We start from the raw sequence: 19,029 nt of genomic DNA on the forward strand, positions 1-19,029 counted from the left end.
CCTGAAATGGCTGTACGCCGCCGGGCCTATCTTCAATAAGTGTCGATACTCTATTGAGGATCGCTTGAGCCAAAACTCGTATGGCTGATCAAACGCAGTATAGCGCCGAGGAAAAACAGCAAATCCAGGAGTTGCTGACCCCGCTTTCCGAAGAGAACCAGGAAGAATCCTTCTCGCCCATGCTGCGACAGTATCGCGAGGATGTGCGCGATTTCAGTCCGCCACAAGAGGCGGCGGACCCCGGCCAGACCATGACAGGCGGCGGGCCAGACCTCAGCGGCCTGGAGTCGCTCTATGCCGATCAACCCGGCGACAGCCCTTCCCCCGCCGACAGCGCTCCGGGCGATGCCGATTTCGACCTGGGCTACGCCGATACCGCCCTGGAACATGCAGCGGCAGACGAACCCTTGCTGCCTCCCGCCAGCGAATCCAGCTTCGATGGCGCAGAAAGCAGCCCTGACCTGGGCGCACAAGATTTTGGATTTGATACTTCCTCCGCTGCGGATGCGGGATTGGGAGGCGGCTTCGAGGCAGGAGACCTTGAAGCGCCGCTCGATACCGCCACCGATGTCGATGCAGACTTTCGGTTTGAGCCGGAAGGCAATGGCGGCCAGGCTGCAGATTTTGGCAGTGATCTGGGATTGACCTCAGACTTTGGCGGCGCTTCGGATCTGGATGCTGGCGCGCCAGCAAGCGACGCCGCTGATTTTGATTTTGGCGCGCTGGACAGCGCGGCGCCAACAGCGACGGCAGCTACGCCCGATGTTGACGCCTTTGCTCTGGAAGACGGAGGGGATCCTGGCATTCCAACGGGCTCGGCTTCGGGCGGAGGCGATGATTTTGGCCTCGATGATCTCGATCAGCTGGGCGGCGGTGCGACTGCGCTCGATGCCCCCGGTGAGGATTTATCCTTCGATGCGCCGCTTTCGGACGAAAAAGTCCCGACCGCTGGCGGCGCCGATGATTTTGATTTTGGAGCGCCAGACTTGCCATCGACCGAGGTCAGCGGCGCCGCCGTTGGTTCGGATTTTGACTTTGGCGCGCCGACGGAAACTCCGGTCGCCGGCGGCAGCGAAGGCGATCTGGAACTGGGCGGCGGCGGCGATGACGCCGCGGACTTTGGATTTGATGACCTCAGCGGAGGATCGAGCGCTGCCGGCGAGTTCAGCGATGATTTCGGCGGCGGCCTTGGCGGCGAAGCGCTGGATAGCGGCGCCGCCCTGGACAGCGGACTGGAATCCGATCTCAGCGTAGACGCCGGCGATCTGGCCGCCATGCACCAGCAGGCGCAACTGGACAGCGGCATTGGCGATGAATTTACAGATGAAGATCTGGCGCGCATCCGTTCTGCGCTAACCGATTATCCGCCCGGCGTCAAAAAGACGGTCATCGACGCCATCGTGAACGAAAAGATCAGTCAGCCTGACCAGCGGCTGCTGATCAACATGATCATCGACCAGGCGGAGTCGGAGCAGATTGCCGACTTCCTCGAAGCGCGCCTTGGCTATCGTCCGGATACAGCGCCATCGCAGGTTACCAAAGAAGGCGTTCAGATCATCTACACCGATGAGCTGAGTCCGGAATCTCTGGCCCGACGCCGTACGCGCAATCGACTGATTCTTATTGCTGCCGCCGCGGGGATCGCCCTCAGCGCACTGACCATTGGCGTTATTACTTTCTTTCGCTATTACAGTATTCAAGGGCGCTATGAAGCGGGTCTTGAGGAATGGATCGCTGCCCAACGAACATTGAGCGACGCCGAACGCCTGGCGCACCGCGAGCGCGCTGAAAAGCTATACCAGGAAGCCCTGGCCGCTGCCGGCGGTAAACACGACCCGGAGTGGCAGGGATTGTATGGCATGGCTGCAATGAAGGCCGGATTTTTTGACGATGCTTTTGTGAAGCTCTTTGGCGCCGTCGATCCAGACTATGGACAGGATCGCGCCGAAAGCGCCTGGAACTGGCCGGAGCGACGGGCGCCCCTGATTCGACCGGCCAGCGGCAGCCGCTGGCCCTCCGCTGCGGATTATGCTGCAGGCGATCGCGCGCTGTTGACTGATCGCGACAATATTCAACGCCGGGTGAGCATCCCCGGCGCCTACATTGTGGACCGGCTGCGCGACCAGGAAATGAACAAGATGACGCTGGTGCGCCTGGCGCGCTTTCATTCCAATACAGCGCGGAATTTCACGGACAGCGAACTTGGGCGCAAATACAAGAATGACGAACTGGCCATCGACTACTACCGTTTGATCCTGACCCTGATGAACCGTCCGGATGACGCGGACGCGATGGCCGGCATTGGCGACATTTACTACGCCCGGGGCGACTATGCCGCCGCAGCTCGCGAGTACAACAACATCATCTCCCGCTTCCCCAAGGATGTGCGAGGCCACGCTGGATTGCTGAATACCTATATACAAATATGGCGAAGCAATCAAGACCCGCGCTTCGTGCTGGCCAAGCACCGCGAAATCCGAGCGCTTGGACTGGAAGAGGAATTGCCGCTTTATCTGACTGCAAAGTTGGCCGGTTTCTATATTGATCTTGATCCCGATCAGGTCCGCATCCGCTACCAGGTCGACCCGGTGGACGCACTCAGCGGGCTCGATATCCACGACAACGCCCAGCATCTATTGCAGCTCGTATTTGACAAAGAGGAGAATCGCGACGGCGAAGAGGTCATCGGCGCTCGCTACGGAGAAGGCTTTTACCAGCGCGGTCGCTTTTTACTCAAGGAGCGCGAAGCCCTGCAAGCGCTGCGCCAGTTTCAGAATGCCCACAATTTCGATCCCCGAAACTTCCTGGCCGTCAATGCGATGGGCGAGTACTACCGCAGCGTCCGCGACTTCGATCGCGCCAGTCAGTATTTCTTGAAGGCGCTGGAAATTCAGCGCGACTGGGCTCGTTCAGCGGGCGCCAGGCCAGAAGATGAAACTCTGCTGGCCGGGGACCTGGGCAAGATCTACTACAATCTGGGCAGCCTTATCTTCTTGCGCTACGCCGGTTTTCCCGGCGGCGATACCATTGGGTTTCCCGACTCGCGCATGTATCCGGATCGAGCGCACGATGAGCCGGATACACCGGAAATGCAGATGCGCCGCGAGCAGTTGCTGCGTGCACGCCAGTACCTGGAGGAAGCGATGCGCCAGCACCTGCGCGATTCTGCGGCGCTGGCCAATCTCGGCTACTGGATGGGTTGGATCGACTATATGAGTTCCGATTTTGAGGGCGCCTTGCAGGATTGGGATGGGATCGATCCGCAGTATGGCAACCAGGACGCGGCGCTTGCATTGGCGCGCGCCAACGCCTACTTCTATACTGACCAGTCGCGCGCTTCGCTGGGCGCCTACCTGAAGCTGAAGAACGATCTGGAGCGCGAACTGGCAGGCATCTCCGAGCCGGATCCAGCCAACCACCAGCAACTGGGACTCTTCCGCAGCATGGCCTCAGTCTACAACAACATTGGCGCCATTTATGAAAAGGAATATGTTGAACTATATAGGCGCGGCGGCGCGCAGCAGGACCTCAGGCGACTGGAGCAGAATGCCCTGCTCTACTACACAAGGGCCGTCGATGTTTCCCATTCAGTGAATGAAGACAACGAAATTGCCCGAAACAATCTGGCGCTGGCCTTCAAGTACAGTCGCGATGCCCAGGGGCTGCAATTTCGGGAACCATTGATTGACGATTGGCTGCCGCCAATGCTGTCCTCGCTCAAGGACTCCCTATAAGGCGCATTCGGCGGAAACGACGCTGAATTCTTGCTGAAGAACTTTGACTACTTTCGGCGGCGCAGCGAACGCCAGATCGTCGCCATGTAGAAATAGACCGTAGCAAAAACGCGATCCAGAAGCCAGGGACGTGAAATAGTTCGCCACAGCCAGGCGATTCCGCGCAATTGAAAGTAGTCCGGCGCTTTGCGCTCTTTGCCAGCCAACACATCGAAGGCGCCATCCACTCCCACAACAACGCCATGAGAAAGATACTGCCAGTTATCCCGAATCCACATCTCTTGAAAGGGGAAGCCCATGCCAATCAGGATAATGTCTGGCGCTGATTTGCGCAGCGATTCCTTGATCAGCATCTCGCGCTCGCGAGTAAAGTAGCCCTCCTGCCGGCCAATGATGCGCACTCCGGGAAAGCTTCTGGTCAGGTTGAAGAAGACTCGTTCGAGGTTCTCCATCCGTGATCCAAGCAGGTAGATCGTCAGATTGTTTTTTGCCGCCAGTCGTACCAGATCCATCAGGAAAGCAATCATAGGTATGCGCTCTTTGAGCGGATGCCCCAGCTTTCGCGCCGCCCAGAGCAAACCGGCGCCATCGGGTAATATCAATCGCGCTTGATCGAAGATGAAGCTCAGTTTGCGACTGGAGCGCAGACGCATCAGCTTGATCGGATCCAGGAAAAGGATATGGTGCGGCCCGCTCCGCTTTTCGATCATATCCAGCGCAGCGCCAATGGCCTCGTCGCGACTGACATTATCGATGGGCGCGTCCAGCAGGTCCTCGCGCCGCAGCGAGGTGAGGTCAATGGACTTGTATTCCAGGAGATAATCCCGGTCCTCTTTGGCCGACTCAATCGACAAGACGCTTCCCTCGGTTGCCACGGGGCTCAGGATATTATGTCCCGCGCACCGCGTCAATCAATGTAGGCAGCCAGCATCCGGCGCATCAGGGGTAGATCACCGCCAGGCAGTGCTGCCGCAATCATGGCCAGAATAGGACTGAAGCCGCCCCGCTTGAATTCAGGCAAGAGCGCAGACAGCCGTTTGGCGTCAATTCCTCCAATAAACACGATGGCTGGCAGAGGATGCCGACGCGGGGGCCGGACCGCACGCAGCCCCGACAGAGCCGCGCTGAGGCCCGGCTGGCCCAGCAGCGGAGTCGTAGCGCCGGGCTTGCCCGAAAGCGAAAAGCATGGCCCCAGCGCCAGATAGCTCCAACGCTCATAGGCCAGCGCCTCCTGCAGTTGCCGAAAATTGTGGCAAGAAAGCCCGCTCAAAAAGCCGCAAGGCGGGTGGAGCAAGCGCCGGCGCAAGTCGGCGGATAGTTGCTGCCAGTCCTCCTGGCCCAGGTGCACGCCGCCAAATAGTAGCGGCTGATCCAGAGCAAGCGCCGCGTAATCATTGGCCAGCATAACCAACGCCGGCGCAGACTGTCGACAGCGGCGGGCAAGGTCCAGGTAGGCGTCTGACGAAAGTGATTTGGCGCGCAATTGATAGTGACTGAGTCCCAGCCTTTGCCAGTACTGCAGCACTTCCTCGCAGCGCAGACTCATGCGCTGGCAGAGGTCATAGTCCAGCAGCGGATAGATTCCGGAGCGAAAGAGCAGCCGTCCCACAAAACCTAACCGCCGCCAACAAAACGAATCAACTCGACGCAATCGTCATTTTGCAATGCGGTATCAGCCCATGCGCCGCGCGGGATAATGGCGCCATTCAGCTGTGCGGCGATCAGGCGCGGGTCGATGCCCAATGCCCGGACAAGATCGAGCAAATTGACGGCGCCCAGCTGGGCAAGATCGCGTTCCTCTCCATTGACCTGCATTGAACCTTCGCTTCCGCCAGACGCCAGCTGTTTGCGCCGCCAACGCCAGATCAATCAAGAATGTCGGGAAAGTGATTTACAGCGAAGCTCAGCCGTCGCGTCTGTACTTCAGGAATTAGTCGATGCACTAATTTCTCGCCAAGGAGCAAAGACATGGCCTTACGCCGCCCCGCCATCTATTTGATCGCGCTGCTCACGTTGTTGATCGCCTTTTACGTGGCCGGCGCGCAGTCGACGCCGCCGCCAGACGCAACGCCGTCGCCGTCAGCGCCGCTTTCCGCGCCAGCCGCAGCGCCGGAAACGCACAACGAGGAGACCATCTGGCAGGTAATAGTCAAAGGCGGCTGGACGATGGTCCCTCTGGCCTTGATCTCCACTCTAATTGCCGGATTCTCTCTAGAACGCTACTTTTTCTTTCGGCGCCGCAAACTTGACGCCTCATTCTACCATGAGAAAGTGCAAGATGCTCTGCGCAAAGATGGCATCAAAGGAGTCGAACAGCTTATTGCCGCGGACGACCGTTTGATTGCACGGATCCTGCGATCCGGATTGAGCTACAGCGAGCGCGGCGCCGCGCGGATGGAACGCGAATTGAGCGGCGTAGCTCAGGTCGAGATTGGCAATCTCGAACGCGGCCTCAATTTACTGGCCAATCTGGGCAATCTTGCGCCGCTGCTTGGGTTTCTGGGCACGGTCGTGGGTATGCGTCACAGCTTCCTCCAATTTGTTCTGCAGGCGGCGCCCACAGCGCAAGATCTTGCTGGCGGCGTGGAGGAAGCTTTGATTACAACGGTAGCCGGGCTGATGATCGCCATCCCCACCTACCTGATCTACAACTTGTTCATCTTCAAGATCGACACCTTTACGAACGAGGTGGAGCGCTGCTCGCAATTGGTCCTTGCTCGCGTCGAGTAGTCGGGAGCGACCGCAGTGCGACTGAAAAGCAAACGCCGATATCTGGAGGAAATTCCGCTGGCAAGCACTGCCGATATTGCCTTCCTCCTGATCGTCTTCTACCTGGCGGCAAGTTCGCTGCTGGAATTCCGCGGCGTGATGCTGCCATTGCCTATCAAAGATGCGCCGCCAATGGAAATCCTGAAAAAGGATATCTTCCGAATTACGATCAATGGCGCCGGCCAATTGATTCGCGAGGGGGAGCGCGTTGAATGGTCGCAGCTGGAGCGCGAAGTGCGCGACCAACGCTCGCACAATAAGGACATCGCAGCAATCATCAGTGTTTCGGCGCAGGCCCCGGTGGAGGTTGTACCGCGCCTGATCCATTTGCTGCAGCAATGTCAGGTGCAGCGGCTTTCCATCGCCATGGAGGGACGCTGATGATTCAACGCAAACGCCGGCGCGCGGAGGGCATTCCGCTGAGCGCCATGGGCGACATCGCCTTCCTGTTGATGATCTTTTACATGGCTACCACGCTGGTCACTGACCAGAAGCCGCGCGAGGTCGATAGCCCCCGTCTTGATGATGCCGCCAACATGTCATCGCCTTATCCGCTCGTCATCTATGTTGACCGCGAGATGGCCCAACAAGGGAAGGCCTACTTCTTCAATCAAGCGACGCCGCTCGATGATCTTCCCGCAATGGTTCAGGAACGAGCGGCCCTCGCGCCGGCGGCCGTGCGCGTCTATTTGACTATTGAGCGCGGCCTTCCCTACCAGCACATGAACGCCGTCATACAAGCGTTGCGTGAAGCAGGCGTCAAAAACCTGGTAATTACAACGCGTCCGGAGGAAGGTCGCTGAAGGCATTCCTGACAGCCTTTCTTCAGCGCCTGACGCCGGTCCGGCGCGAGATGGCGCGACGGCTGAACTGGATCGCGGCGCGCACGCGGCACTGGACGCTGCGCGAATGGTCAGCGATTGGAATTGCTTTGCAACTGTTGCTGACCTTGTTTTATCAGGTCGGCGTCTGGCTCTGGCCTCGCGGCGCGATTCATCCGGAAGCATTGCAACTCAGCGTGGATATGTCCTACGTTGAATTTCGGCCCCCGGAAGAAGTGCGTCCGGCAGACTCGCAGGAGCTATCTGATCGTATTCAGGAAGTAGATCAGACGCAAACGGAGGTGAACTGGAATAACGCGGTCGATCCGGCGCTTGATGTCAATCAGCGCTACGTAGCCTTGCTCGATGTCAATCGCGATGCCAATGACTATCCCCGGGCCGCACGACTCGCCAATCTTGGCCGCGTGACTGTGGCTGTTCGCCTCTATATTGACGGCAGCGGTCGCATTCGGGACGTTAAGATCCGCCGTATCAGCAGCGATGGCGACGCCCACCGTCCCTTTCAGGCCGATTTTGCAGCCTCCGTGCGCAATGTATTGCTCAATAAAACGCGTGTAAAAAGCCGCCCCTACATCGTCGATGGACAGGCGCGCGATATTGTCTGGGACACGGTGATTGCCTTTACGCTCGATCAATAGCGTACGCTCATCCAGCATGAAACCACACTTGCTCAAATATATTTGCACATTTATCAGGATTGCACTGCTTGCGACGGCGCCCTTAGCTTTCGTCTTGCATTGCAGCACTGAGGACCCCATCTACCAGCCGCCGCTTCGCGAGAATCGCAGCATTCGTATCGTCAGCGACAGTCGTGCTGCGCTCTTCAGCTTCGCAGTACGCAGTGCAGCAGGCGCCAACAGCCAGGGCCGCTTCTGGACGGCGCGACGCAATCTGGAGCAAGCAACTGTCTTGCAGAATGATCTGGCGGCAATGCTGGGCAGGACGCTGGGATTGCAATGGATCCCCGATGCTGAGATCAAAAGCCACTCGCTCTACATCGATGGTCGCTTTCCAGTCCGCGCCCGGTACTTTCTGAATCCCTCAGCGCTGCCGCTGGTCCAAACGCCGGAGGAAGAAGACTTGATGCTGCGCACTTCGACCCGCCTGCAGGTGCGCTACTTTGCGAATGCCTTCTTTGATCACAGCGTCTCCAAGTTCTTTTTCTTTCCCGCCAGCGTCAAGAGTCGCCTGGTGATTCAGCTCTACAGCGCCGAAGGCGGCCTGCTTTTCAGGGAGGAGTGGGAAGAAGGGCAAGCAGTTGAACCATATGAGCGAACGCTCTGGGCCGGAAGCTATGCAACCACATATGAACCACGGATGAACGAAGCTCTGGCCGCTTGCGATGAACGTTTGTTGCAGCAGGCGGCCCGCGACCTTGCACCGCTCCGTCTGGAACCCTCCGGCGCGCTCCCGTGAATCGGCGTCTGGACGAGGCCAGCGCTGTGGCAGCGACGGCGGCCATTTGCTGCATGGCCGTCTCCATCAGTTTTACGCAGATTTTTCTGTGGCTGGCGTTACTGCTGGGCGGTGCAGCAATGGCGCTTCGTCGACAGGCGCCGGGGACCGTTGCCGTTGCCGACCGGCAAACGAAGAATACCAGAGCGCCGGCTTATCGGCTTTGGTTCAGCGAGGCAATTCCGCTATGTTTCGGCGCCGCACTTTATTTATTTCTGATTTTCAGCGCGCTGTTTGCCGGCCTGCGTCAGGAAGCGCTGCCGGAGGTCCTGCGTCATGCCTGGCGCCAGGAGTGGACGGACATTCCGCTCTATCTTTTTGGCTTATTGGTCTATCGACACGCCAGTGATCCGGTGCAAAGACGATGGTTGATGTGGGGCGCACTGGTCTTTGCCGCGTTGACGGCGCTCAGCGGATTTGCTGGCCTCTTTAGCGAGTATCGGCTGGCGCGTCTGGCCACCGGCCACGGCTTCAGCCCGAGCGCACACAATCGACCACAACACCCGCTGTTGACCCTTGGCCCGCTGACTGTGTATCGGACCATTGGCTTGATGAATACCAGACTGACCTTTGCCGGTCTGGCCATGCTGGCGTGGCCCATTCTGGCGATGGGCGGCGCCGGAGTCTGGCTGCTGCGCCGCACTGCAGCCCGCCTGTTCTGCACGACGCTGCTGCTTTTGCTGCTCCTCGCTCTAGCTGCAAACGGAACGCGCAGCGCGCTGATTGGAACGATGAGCGCTATTGCCCTGCTCGCTTGCGCTTTGTTTATCGCTATTTGGCGCAACTTGTCCTTGCGGCTGCCAGGTTACTGGCGCAATACCCTTGCAGTCGGAATTGTCGTCGCTTCCCTGGGGTGCGCAACGTGGCTGTGGCTAGAGGGCGGTGAATTTGCGCACTCGATTTCGCTCCGCCATACTGACTTCTATCGGCCGATTATCTGGCGCGGCGCTGGCCAAGCTATTCTCGACCATCCGTGGACGGGCGTCGGCGCCGGCCAATTTGAAGCTACTGCCTGGCGATGGCGAAACGCCTACCTCTTGCTTCATCCGCAATTGCTCTATTACTTTCAAAACTCGCCAGCGATGCATGCCCACAATGACTTGTTGCACTTCAGCGCAGTGGGCGGAATTTCCGCCGGCCTCGCCTTTCTGTTCTTGTGCGCCAGCATCGCGGCACAGCTACCGCTGACAGGCCTGGTAGTCGAACAGTGGCGCCGGGCAGCGCCGCTTCTGGCGGCGTTGCTTGGCGTATTTCTGGCCGGACTGGCGCAGTGCTATATGCTGGATGATGAGAATGTCGTAGTATTCTGGAGTCTTTGCGCCCTTGCCCTGCGCCTGCGCTCTACATCGAGCATCAGCGCGGACTGAACTGCGATTCGCGGCACTCCGCCGCCGTATTGATCGAATCGAAACTTACTTCCAGAACTTCCGGAGGCAAACCGCGCGGACCGGACTCCAATCGGATCGAGGCTGGATAGGCCGTATCCCGGTAGCGACCGTTCATTGCAGCCTGGACTTCTACGCCGCCGCCTCCGGCGATATAGTTGATTCGACTCAAGCGTTGAGCGACAAATCGGTAGTTGAAATCGTCGCCATTGCGCTGCAGGGCGATGCTCACGCCTTCAGCGTCGCGCGCAACCCTGCGACGCGGTCCAAAGGCCTCCTCTGGCAAGCGCGCAAAGAGCAGATCCTGGAAGACCGAAAACGGCAACGCCACCTGATTGTAGCCCATACCGCTTACGCGAAAGGCCTCCAGCGGCGCTGTCTGCAGGTCGCTGCGTGGATTGGAATAGAAGACTTCAGTATCGCGCACCACGATACGACTCAAAGTAATGCCGATATAGGGGTCACGCAGGATAAGCAGCATGCGATGGTTCTGGTTGTCAGCGCGCAGCACTCCGCGAGCCGACTGTGCGCTCTGTCCAGGCGCCTGGGCCTTGATTCGAAAGGTGGCATAGAGGCAAGGCGGCGGCGTATAATTCTGTCGAATTCGATCCAGTTCTTCCGACACGCTGAGCGATCCTCCGCCCTGGTCGTCGATGGGCGCGGCGCTTTCACAGCCAAAGCCCCAGCCGGCGGTAGCGAGCAGCGCAGCGATCATTGCTTTGCGAATCACAGATAGGTCTCCCTTGAAAATTTTGGACGCGCGATGCATCGAGCCCGGGCGAGAAAATTTACAATCCAAGCTCGCGCCGCACTCTGCGTTCGACTCGAAACGAAGGTCCGCTGGTCCCCTCCAGCAAGAGCCTGGCCCGACGCTTCCACTCCTCTGCTGCTGCACCGCGGCCAAGGCCTTCTTCTGCTTTTGCGAGGTGCCAGAAGGCCTCGGCGCTGGTTTCGCCGCGTCGCTCCATCACCGCAATAGCTGCCGCCAGCGTCAGCCGCGCCCGCGGCAGCTGTCCCTCGCGATACTCCAGCCATCCAAGGCTGTCCAGGATATGCGGATCGTCGCCTTCATTTTGCAGCGCAAATTCCAGGTAGCGGCGCGCTTCAGGGAGTTCCAGATTCTCCTCGGCCAGCAGGTAGCCGGCGAAATTCTGAGCGTCGCTCATTTCGGGCGCTGCCGCAATGACCTGGCGAGCAACGGCCAGGGCCTCATCAGTACGACCCGCCTCGTACAGCAGTCGCGCTCGCAGCAGAGCGCCTTGTTTGGTGGCGACGACAGCAGGCGATTGCTCCAGCAGCGCAAGGCCGCGCTCCAGTATAGCTGGGTCGCCATTTGCGCTCCAGAAGTAAAGCGACGCTGTTTGCAAGACGGCCGATTCAGAGTCCGGCGTCAGGCTTCTTGCTTGCTCGCTGGCCTGCAAAGCCGAAGTCGCCCAGCTAAAGCCGGCCCGTCGCAAGGCCTCAGCGCGCGCCAGCAGTGCGCTGATCTGGTCCGGCATCGACTGCCGCATGGCAGCAAGTTCGGCGCTGCGGCGCCAGGCAAGCGCACTGCGCAGGTTCTGGCCGTCATTCTCCAGGGCCATCGCACGCAGGCGATGCAAGACATCGGCCGGCGGCGCTTGATTGGCATCGACCGTCCGAATAGCAAACAATCGATCGATACGAGGCCACGCCAGCTCGCTGCGACCCAGACGAAGTTCAATCAACGCCAGATGCAGCAATTGCCTGGATTCCAGATCCAGTCGGCGGCTGCGCTCAATGATTCGCAAGATCCCTACCCATGCAGCGTACTCGCGCTCATACTGGCGCACGACAGCCAGCAGCAGCGGCAAAGCCTGTTCATCCTGTCCGCTACGCTCCAGCAACAAGCCCTGCTCCAGTGCATTCAGCTGGCCGCCATTGCGTAGTTCTCGCACCTCTTCCATAAAGGAGCTGCGATCGGCCAGATAGTGCATGCGCAGCCGAAGCGAGCGCAGATAGCGTAGATCGACGTTTTGCTCGCGCAACCGCTCCGGCGGCAATTCCAGCAGCCGGTCGATCTCAAGAGCGGCCTCTGAGAATCTCCCCTGGCGGTAGGCAAACTGATCTGCATACCAGGACCGCGCATAAAGACGGTCGGGATTGCTTGCAACGTATTCAGCGAGGGCGGAACGCGCAAGCGCTGCCCGTCCGCGCTTATGATCATTCTCCGCCAGGCGCCACAAAGCGATGCTTCGGTATTCTGCTCCGCGACTGCCGGCATCCGCGGAAAGACGGAGCAAGTAAGCATAGTAGGCGGAAGCCAGGAGACTGCGATTGGTTTCCTGATAAAAGTCGGCCATTCCCAGCACTGGTTCGGCCTGATCGGGAAAACGCGTCGCGGCAAGCAGCAGAGTCTGTTCGGCTTCCGTAACACGCCCGTTGAGTCGCAGGGCCTGCGCCGCAAGACTGTAGTGGTCAGCATCCTCGGGCGTTTGAGCCAGAGCGGCGGCCGCGTGATCCATTGCCTGCGCAAAGCGCGATTGCCGAATCAGAAGTCGGGCGTAGCTGGCATGAGCATAGCCGCCCCCGCCGCCACGGTCGAAGAAATTCCGGTAGAGTTCGGCTGCGGTCTCCAACTCGCCGACAGCCTCTGCGGCGTAGGCGGCGCGCAGCTGTTCGTCAAGATTCTGCGGCGGCGGGTTGGCTGCTGTATCAAAGGTCTCAGGCCGCTGTGCCAGGAGCGCTGTGCCCGGGCCAGACAACGCCAGGCACAAGCCCAGCAGTAAGGCCGACCTAGCCGGCTTTTTTATTGCGCAGCTCACGTCGCAACTGCTTCAGGCGCTGGACGCGCTTGCGGTGTTTCAGCTTGACTGCTTTTGCTTTGGATGTGGCCATCTGGTTCCAGTCACCGTAAGGGCCCGCCAAAGCGAGCTTTTTTTCAGGGGTCCGGACTCCGACATAGAGAGTTATCATGCTGCGTTTGATCTGGCGGCAGATCCTCCGACACAAGCTAGCACTAGGACTGGTGGCCTTACTCTGGATTGGAGCGGGCGCGCTGGTCTTTGGCAACCGTGACGCGTTTTTCGCCTGGTTGAGCGCCCTGTTTGTGAATCTGCCGCCGCCGGGCGAACAGCGACCGGAGGCGGCCTGGAGCTACTTCCAGCGTGCTGAGCAGCGCTTGCAGGATGAGCACATCGATCTTGGAATCATGGAGCGATCCTGCGAGGACTATTTGCCCCGCCGTTTTAGCGGCGATGTGAACCGTTTCCGACCGGACTGGCTGGAGCGACTGCAGCACTGGAAAATTAGCGGCGCCGAAGCAGGCAGCGGTCTGGAATCAGCCATTGCCCAGCCGGATCAGTACTGGCAAGACAACATAGCGGCGACCCTCGCTAGCCTCCGCGACACAGTAAATGCAGCTCAATTTGCGCAGGAGATTGCGCCCGACGTGCATGGTCAGCAGCAACGCGGCAGCATTCTGCTGGCCGAGCAAATCAGCCGCCTGGGCCGCGCCGTTTGCCGGCCAGAATTAGCGCTGCTGGCGTGGGGCGACTACGTCGCCTTCCAGGAAGAGCGAAGCTGGCGCAAGATTGTTGCCGATCTGCCGGAAGATGCGGAACGGGAGTACGGCCCTGGCGAACGCAGCCAGAAGATCGCCGAGGCGTTGCGCGGTGATGCTCTCTATGTTCGGGCGTTGTCCGAATATGCTGGCGGCGCGCCGCCCGACCCGCACGACAGCCAATCCTGTTCAGGCCCGGCGCGCTATTCACTGGCGTGTGCTGCTCCGGCGGAGGCTGTCAGCGTTTACGAACGACTGCTTGCCGCCGCACCCGCCGAGCGAGCGCCTGCCAATCATATCAATGCCGGCCTGGCGCTGCTGCACCTTTCGCAAACATCTGACGACAGCACGGCTCTGCGCCAGCGCGCAGTGGATCACTTTGCGGTTGCCGCCGCCGATCGCCAGAGCGAACAGGAAGCCCGCCTCGAGTTGGCCGATATCTATCTTTCAGAAGATAACGTTCAATCCGCATACGAAGAGTTGAAGGCCTTGCAATTGCTGGCTCGACGGCCTGGATTTCGCCAGCATGATTTTCGTTCACTGGCAGCGCGCGTCCTGCGTCGAATGGGCCGGCTCGGCGACGCCGATTGCTTTTCGGCAATGAGCGATGCACTCTCCGGAACACGCACTCACTGTCGAAACCTGCAGCTCTGAGCGCGCACCGGAATAAAAAAAGGACGCGCATAGGTGCGCGCCCTTTCCGTCAAATCGCCAGCTATTCTATCAGGGACCAACACGGGGCCCGCCTGGCGCCCCAGGAATCAGGCCGCCCGGCGGTGTTGAAGGCGCGGCGCCTGGCGCTCCCGGCGGTTGATCGCGACATCCGCCGCCTTCTTTGATTTGCTGATAGAGCTCAACGCCAGTATTGAAGTAGGCTTCGCGATCGAATTCCTCATTCTTCTCTACGCGCACACGCTCTTTGATTTCTTCGTACACTTCTCGTTGAATGCGCTCAAACTGGGAACGAATCAGAAAGCCTTCCGCCACCTTCAAACAATCGTCCAACGAAAGCGGACCGACCCGTTGCGGTTCGCGACGGCGCAGGTCTTCGCAGGTTTGCTGCTTCTCTGCTTCAGTAATCTTGATCTTTTCCCAGACCTTTTCGTGCAGGTAGAGTTGCACCAGAGCCAGCCGATTAGAATTCTCCAGAATCTTACGGACAATAGGGCGATCGGGGAAGCCTTCTTCACGCGCGACGCTTTCGATCATAAGCATGTCGCGGTAGCGCTGGTAGGCGTAACGCGGCTGCAATGAAATTGCCATATCCGCAGCAGACTCATTGGGGGCCAGCGAGGGATTACAGATCAATTTGTAGAGCGTTTCCTTCTCGGAATTGCCAAAGCGCGTAGCTGTCTCAATAGCCGTCGAGTAGTGATCCTCGAACTCCGCGGTTGTAACATTGTGGCCGCCAATCTCTTCGATGCGTTGACCCTTCTTACAGGCCCCGGCCAGGAGCAGCACGGCCGCCGCGGCAACGCCGCCCATTTTCAAATACTTCATAGGGAACCAAACCTGTCAGGTCCTGCCCGCCTTGACGATAAACGCCAGGACGTCGATCGCAGCAAACAGGGCGAGAATTTCGCGGGCAACGTGGGCGCACACTCTCGCCCGGCAACAGGAAAATTGACCCTTATCGTTTGAATCGAATTCAGGGTCGCCGAGCGCCGCTGGCGCCTGTGCGGCGCTTTGCCGGCGTCGCTTGCTTCGACTCGCGGGCAATAGCCGTCGAAGGCGGCGGCGGATTGCTGACCGGCGCCAGCAGAGATTGCAGTGCGCTATGCAATGAATCGAGCATCTCGCCTGCCGGCTGAAAATAAAGCGTATTAGGTTGGGCCGGATTGAGCGACATACCGGCTGTTCTCGCCAGACTGTGAATCAATTGCTCTGGCTTAATCCGGAAATGATCGCCGGCCTTCATCTGTATGCGACCATCCTCCGTCTGGTAGACAGACTCAAAACCGATTGCGGAAGAAAGAGTACGGATCGCTTCTACTTTTACAAAGACCTGCGCCGCCGGCGGCGCTGCCCCAAAGCGATCCTGCATCTCGGCATCAATCGCCGCAACCTCGTCGGCGTCGCGTGCGGCCTCAAATCGCTTGTAAAATTCAATACGCTGCCGCGTGTCCGGGATGTATTCGGCCGGTAGATAAAAATCCGTGTTCAGATTCACTGAAGTGCGCACCTCAGCCTCGATCTCTTCGCCCTTCAGACGGTGGACGGCGTCTTCCAGCAATTTGACGTAGAGTTCGTAGCCCACATCCATGATGTTGCCGCTCTGCTCTTTGCCCAGGATATTGCCAGCCCCGCGAATTTCGAGATCGCGCATTGCTACCTTGAAACCAGAACCAAGATCCTGATACTCCAGCAGCGTGTTCAGGCGCTTCTGGGCCATCTCTGTGAGCGCACGGCCGGCTTGATAGAGAAAGTAGGCGTAGGCCTGTCGCCCTGCCCGACCGACGCGACCCCGAATCTGGTATAGCTGCGACAATCCAAAGGTATCGGCGCGGTCTACGATCAGCGTATTGACGTTAGGCATGTCGATGCCATTTTCAATGATTGCAGTCGTTACCAGCACATCAAAGCGCCGTTCCACAAAGCGCAAGAGAATGTCTTCAATCTCCTCTTCCAGCATCTGACCGTGCATGACTGCAACGCGCGCATCGGGGACCAGTTCCAGCAAACGATCGGCGGCCGCCTGAATTGAATCGATGCGATTGTGCAAAAAGAAAATCTGACCCTCGCGGGCCATTTCGCGCGCAATGGCCTCGCGAACAATCAGGTCATTTTCTTCCAGCACAAAGGTCTGCACCGGAAGCCGATCCTGCGGCGGGGTCGCGATGACCGAAAGATCGCGGATGCCCACCAACGACATATGCAGCGTTCGCGGAATCGGCGTGGCCGAAAGCGCAAGGACATCCACCAGGTTGCGCAGGCGTTTGATGGACTCTTTGTGGCTCACGCCAAAGCGCTGCTCTTCATCAATCATCAAGAGTCCGAGATTGCGCGGACGGATGTCTCTGCTCAACAATCCATGGGTCCCGATTACCACATCGAGCTCGCCGGCCGCCAGTCGGCGCTTAACCTCATTGATTTCACCGCGCGAGCGAAAACGAGAAATCCAATCGATGCTGATCGGATAGTTCTTGAAACGTTCGCGAAAATTGCGGTGGTGCTGCATAGCAAGAATTGTTGTTGGACAGATCACAAGCGCTTGTTTACCGCTCATAACTGCCTTGAAAGCGGCGCGAATGGCAACCTCGGTCTTGCCATAGCCGACATCGCCGCAGACCAGACGATCCATCGGCTGCGAAGCCTCCATGTCACGCTTAACTGATTCGATGGCCTGCATTTGGTCGGGGGTTTCTTCGAAGGGAAATTCGGCTTCAAATTCCTCCTGCCAGGCTGTATCCGCCGGAAAGGAGAAGCCCTTGCGCGCCATGCGCACCGCGTAGAGCCGTACCAATTCCTGAGCGAACTCTTCAATTTTTTGTTCTACTCGTTCTCGTATTTTTTTAAAGGAGGCCTTGCCCAGATGGTCGAGGCGCGGGTTATCCGTGGGCGCAATGTAGCGCTGCACGGTTGAAATCTGATCCAGCGGCACGTAGAGCCGGTCCTTCTCCGCGTACTCCAGCACCAGGAAATCCCTTTCCCGACCGGCGGCGCGCATCTTCTCCAGTTCGACAAAGCGACCCACGCCGTGGGTGATATGTACTACAAAATCTCCTTCCTTCAGATCTAGAAAGGAATCAATGGGGGAGGAACCGAGCTTCTGAAAGCGACTACGGCGGCGATGCGCGCGTCCGAAGATCTCGGCGTCCGTGAACAAATAGAGATTGATCGCGGGACATTGAAATCCCTGACGCTGTGCAGAACGTACCACCTGGATTGCGCCGCCGCCAGCGGACAGTTCAAGCTGCGCCAGATTCTCTGCCAGATGAATGTCCAGCCCCTCTTCGCCGCGAAAGAGTCCGGCGATACGTCGCATTTGCGCGGCATAGGGCGAGGCAATCAGCACCTGTGCCCCGCCGCGCGCCAATTCGCTGAGCGCGCCGCGCACCTGGCCGATTCGGCCGCGAAAGCCATCGCTGCTGGAGAGACCATGGACGCTGGAGGGCGCCGCCGCAAACGAACCCGGCTCAATTTCATTGGCATCGCTCGCCGCGGGGGCCGACGAAAGCGCCGCCGCGCGGCAGGCGCCGGCCAGGGCATCGCTCGCAGGCAATAACAGAGATTGTGGCGGCGCAATGCAGCGCAGCTCCCTGGTTTCCTCGTAGAGACTCTGGAATTCGCGCCAGATGCGCTCGGCTGATTCGGCGACGCGGTCCTCCGGGAAATGGATGATCAACGGACGCTCCGTGAAAGACTCCAAAACGCTGGCGCATTCCATTACCAGCGGATAGAGGTCTTCAATTCCAGGGTGGTGCAACTGTGAGATTGCCTCCTCGCTTCCTTGAGCCTCCACCCAGCGCGGCGCTTCACGGCCCTGAAATTCGCCTGATTGACGCAACAACGTCCGCAACGCCGCACTCTCCGCTTCATTGAGCACAATTTCTCCAGCCGGCGCGACCTGGGCGCTTTCCAGTTTTTCGGCGCCGGCCTGCGTGATCGGATCGAAGCGGCGAATTGTTTCAATCAGGTCATCAAAATATTCCAGTCGTAACGGACGATCGGCGTCGACAGGGAAAAGATCCAGAACGCTTCCCTTGAGACAGAATTCGCCCGGCGCCTCGACTCGTTCTTCGCGGCGGTAGCCAAGCGCCGCAAGGCGACGCGCCAGTCGATCGGGCGGCAGCTCCATCTGCAACTCGAGGTCCAGATGCTGGGCCAGCAAGCGCGCTGGCGGCGGCGCCTTTCGCAGGATAGCGTCCGTTGACGCGAAAACCAACGCCGGACGACCGGCAGCAATGCGCAGCAGGGCGCGAATACGCTGCAAACCGAGATCGGAACTCAGACCCGAGAATTCATAGGGAATCCCTTCGTAACCGGGAAGATAGAGCAGATCATCCGCCGGCAAAAATAGCTCAGCCTCGGCCGCGAGAGCCTCGGCGTCTGCATTGCCCGGCGCGACCGCCAGCACGGAACGTTTGCGGTTTGTAGACTTTGCGCGATGATAGAGAGCGGCGGCAAAAAAGGCAAATCCCGGTCCGGGCGCCGGCAGCTCCTGCACCTTGCCCGTAAGGATGTCGTCCAAAAGACCGCCGTAGCGGTCGACATAGGCTGACAGCAAAGTCTTCAATGGTTGCGGACCGCTGCGGTCACAAAGCCTGAGCAGGGCGACGGGGCAAACAAAACTCCAGGGGACTTAATCCAGGCTGCATGTCCTC

At 59.1% G+C, this 19,029-nt stretch carries 16 protein-coding genes; 8 read left to right on the forward strand and 8 right to left on the reverse strand.

Annotated features, from left to right (window positions below; all coding sequences use genetic code 11):
• Window positions 1-80 precede the first annotated feature (80 nt).
• Window positions 81-3,734, forward strand: a complete 3,654-nt coding sequence (locus K1X75_05745) for a hypothetical protein (GenBank protein ID MBX7057550.1) — start codon at window positions 81-83, stop codon at window positions 3,732-3,734.
• Between the two features lie 47 nt (window positions 3,735-3,781).
• Here K1X75_05745 and K1X75_05750 read toward each other — a convergent pair whose 3' ends face one another.
• From K1X75_05750 to thiS, 3 genes are read right to left on the reverse strand one after another with little or no spacing between them, the layout of a single operon-like run.
• Complete coding sequence (locus K1X75_05750) at window positions 3,782-4,621, reverse strand: WecB/TagA/CpsF family glycosyltransferase (GenBank protein MBX7057551.1); 840 nt, start codon at window positions 4,619-4,621, stop codon at window positions 3,782-3,784.
• Window positions 4,622-4,641: 20 nt separating this feature from the next.
• On the reverse strand, window positions 4,642-5,343 hold the full coding sequence (locus tag K1X75_05755) for a thiamine phosphate synthase (GenBank protein MBX7057552.1): 702 nt from the start codon (window positions 5,341-5,343) through the stop codon (window positions 4,642-4,644).
• Window positions 5,344-5,348: 5 nt separating this feature from the next.
• On the reverse strand, window positions 5,349-5,549 hold the full coding sequence (gene thiS, locus K1X75_05760) for a sulfur carrier protein ThiS (GenBank protein MBX7057553.1): 201 nt from the start codon (window positions 5,547-5,549) through the stop codon (window positions 5,349-5,351).
• Window positions 5,550-5,702: 153 nt separating this feature from the next.
• On the opposite strand from thiS, the gene K1X75_05765 reads away from it, so the two are divergent.
• The 6 genes from K1X75_05765 to K1X75_05790 are packed head-to-tail and all read left to right on the forward strand — an operon-like array spanning window position 5,703 to window position 10,167.
• Window positions 5,703-6,464 carry a MotA/TolQ/ExbB proton channel family protein gene (locus K1X75_05765; GenBank protein ID MBX7057554.1) on the forward strand — a complete coding sequence of 254 codons (762 nt, stop codon included), beginning with the start codon at window positions 5,703-5,705 and terminating at the stop codon, window positions 6,462-6,464.
• Between the two features lie 15 nt (window positions 6,465-6,479).
• Entirely contained in the window at window positions 6,480-6,884 is a 405-nt protein-coding gene (locus tag K1X75_05770; protein ID MBX7057555.1) for a biopolymer transporter ExbD, read from the forward strand.
• The gene (locus K1X75_05775; protein MBX7057556.1) at window positions 6,884-7,306 is read left to right on the forward strand and encodes a biopolymer transporter ExbD; all 423 of its coding nucleotides are present in this window, start codon (window positions 6,884-6,886) and stop codon (window positions 7,304-7,306) included. The genes K1X75_05770 and K1X75_05775 overlap by 1 nt, the downstream gene beginning before the upstream one ends.
• Window positions 7,307-7,356: 50 nt before the next feature.
• Window positions 7,357-7,983: an energy transducer TonB gene (locus K1X75_05780; GenBank protein ID MBX7057557.1), complete on the forward strand. Its 627-nt coding sequence runs from the start codon at window positions 7,357-7,359 to the stop codon at window positions 7,981-7,983.
• A 16-nt stretch (window positions 7,984-7,999) separates the two neighbouring features.
• The gene (locus tag K1X75_05785; protein ID MBX7057558.1) at window positions 8,000-8,761 is read left to right on the forward strand and encodes a hypothetical protein; all 762 of its coding nucleotides are present in this window, start codon (window positions 8,000-8,002) and stop codon (window positions 8,759-8,761) included.
• Window positions 8,758-10,167, forward strand: a complete 1,410-nt coding sequence (locus tag K1X75_05790; GenBank protein ID MBX7057559.1) for an O-antigen ligase family protein — start codon at window positions 8,758-8,760, stop codon at window positions 10,165-10,167. Before K1X75_05785 ends, K1X75_05790 begins: the two co-directional genes overlap by 4 nt.
• Here the strand turns inward: K1X75_05790 and K1X75_05795 are convergent.
• From K1X75_05795 to K1X75_05805, 3 genes are read right to left on the reverse strand one after another with little or no spacing between them, the layout of a single operon-like run.
• Window positions 10,154-10,915: a hypothetical protein gene (locus K1X75_05795; protein MBX7057560.1), complete on the reverse strand. Its 762-nt coding sequence runs from the start codon at window positions 10,913-10,915 to the stop codon at window positions 10,154-10,156. The two genes, K1X75_05790 and K1X75_05795, sit on opposite strands and share 14 nt — an antisense overlap.
• 58 nt (window positions 10,916-10,973) lie before the next feature.
• Window positions 10,974-12,968 (reverse strand): tetratricopeptide repeat protein, encoded by a 1,995-nt coding sequence (locus K1X75_05800; protein MBX7057561.1) that lies wholly within the window; start codon window positions 12,966-12,968, stop codon window positions 10,974-10,976.
• Window positions 12,940-13,119, reverse strand: coding sequence for a hypothetical protein (locus K1X75_05805; protein ID MBX7057562.1), 180 nt, complete (start codon window positions 13,117-13,119; stop codon window positions 12,940-12,942). Before K1X75_05805 ends, K1X75_05800 begins: the two co-directional genes overlap by 29 nt.
• Between K1X75_05805 and K1X75_05810 the strand changes: the two genes are divergently transcribed.
• A complete protein-coding gene (locus K1X75_05810) occupies window positions 13,118-14,359 on the forward strand; it encodes a hypothetical protein (GenBank protein MBX7057563.1) in 1,242 nt (413 codons plus the stop codon). The two genes, K1X75_05805 and K1X75_05810, sit on opposite strands and share 2 nt — an antisense overlap.
• A 69-nt stretch (window positions 14,360-14,428) precedes the next feature.
• Here K1X75_05810 and K1X75_05815 read toward each other — a convergent pair whose 3' ends face one another.
• Both K1X75_05815 and mfd read right to left on the reverse strand, forming a co-directional pair.
• Complete coding sequence (locus K1X75_05815) at window positions 14,429-15,205, reverse strand: hypothetical protein (protein MBX7057564.1); 777 nt, start codon at window positions 15,203-15,205, stop codon at window positions 14,429-14,431.
• Between the two features lie 148 nt (window positions 15,206-15,353).
• On the reverse strand, window positions 15,354-18,941 hold the full coding sequence (gene mfd / locus K1X75_05820; protein MBX7057565.1) for a transcription-repair coupling factor: 3,588 nt from the start codon (window positions 18,939-18,941) through the stop codon (window positions 15,354-15,356).
• Window positions 18,942-19,029 lie beyond the last annotated feature (88 nt).

This window comes from Leptospirales bacterium (genome assembly GCA_019694655.1).
Classification (GTDB): domain Bacteria; phylum Spirochaetota; class Leptospiria; order Leptospirales; family Leptonemataceae; genus SSF53.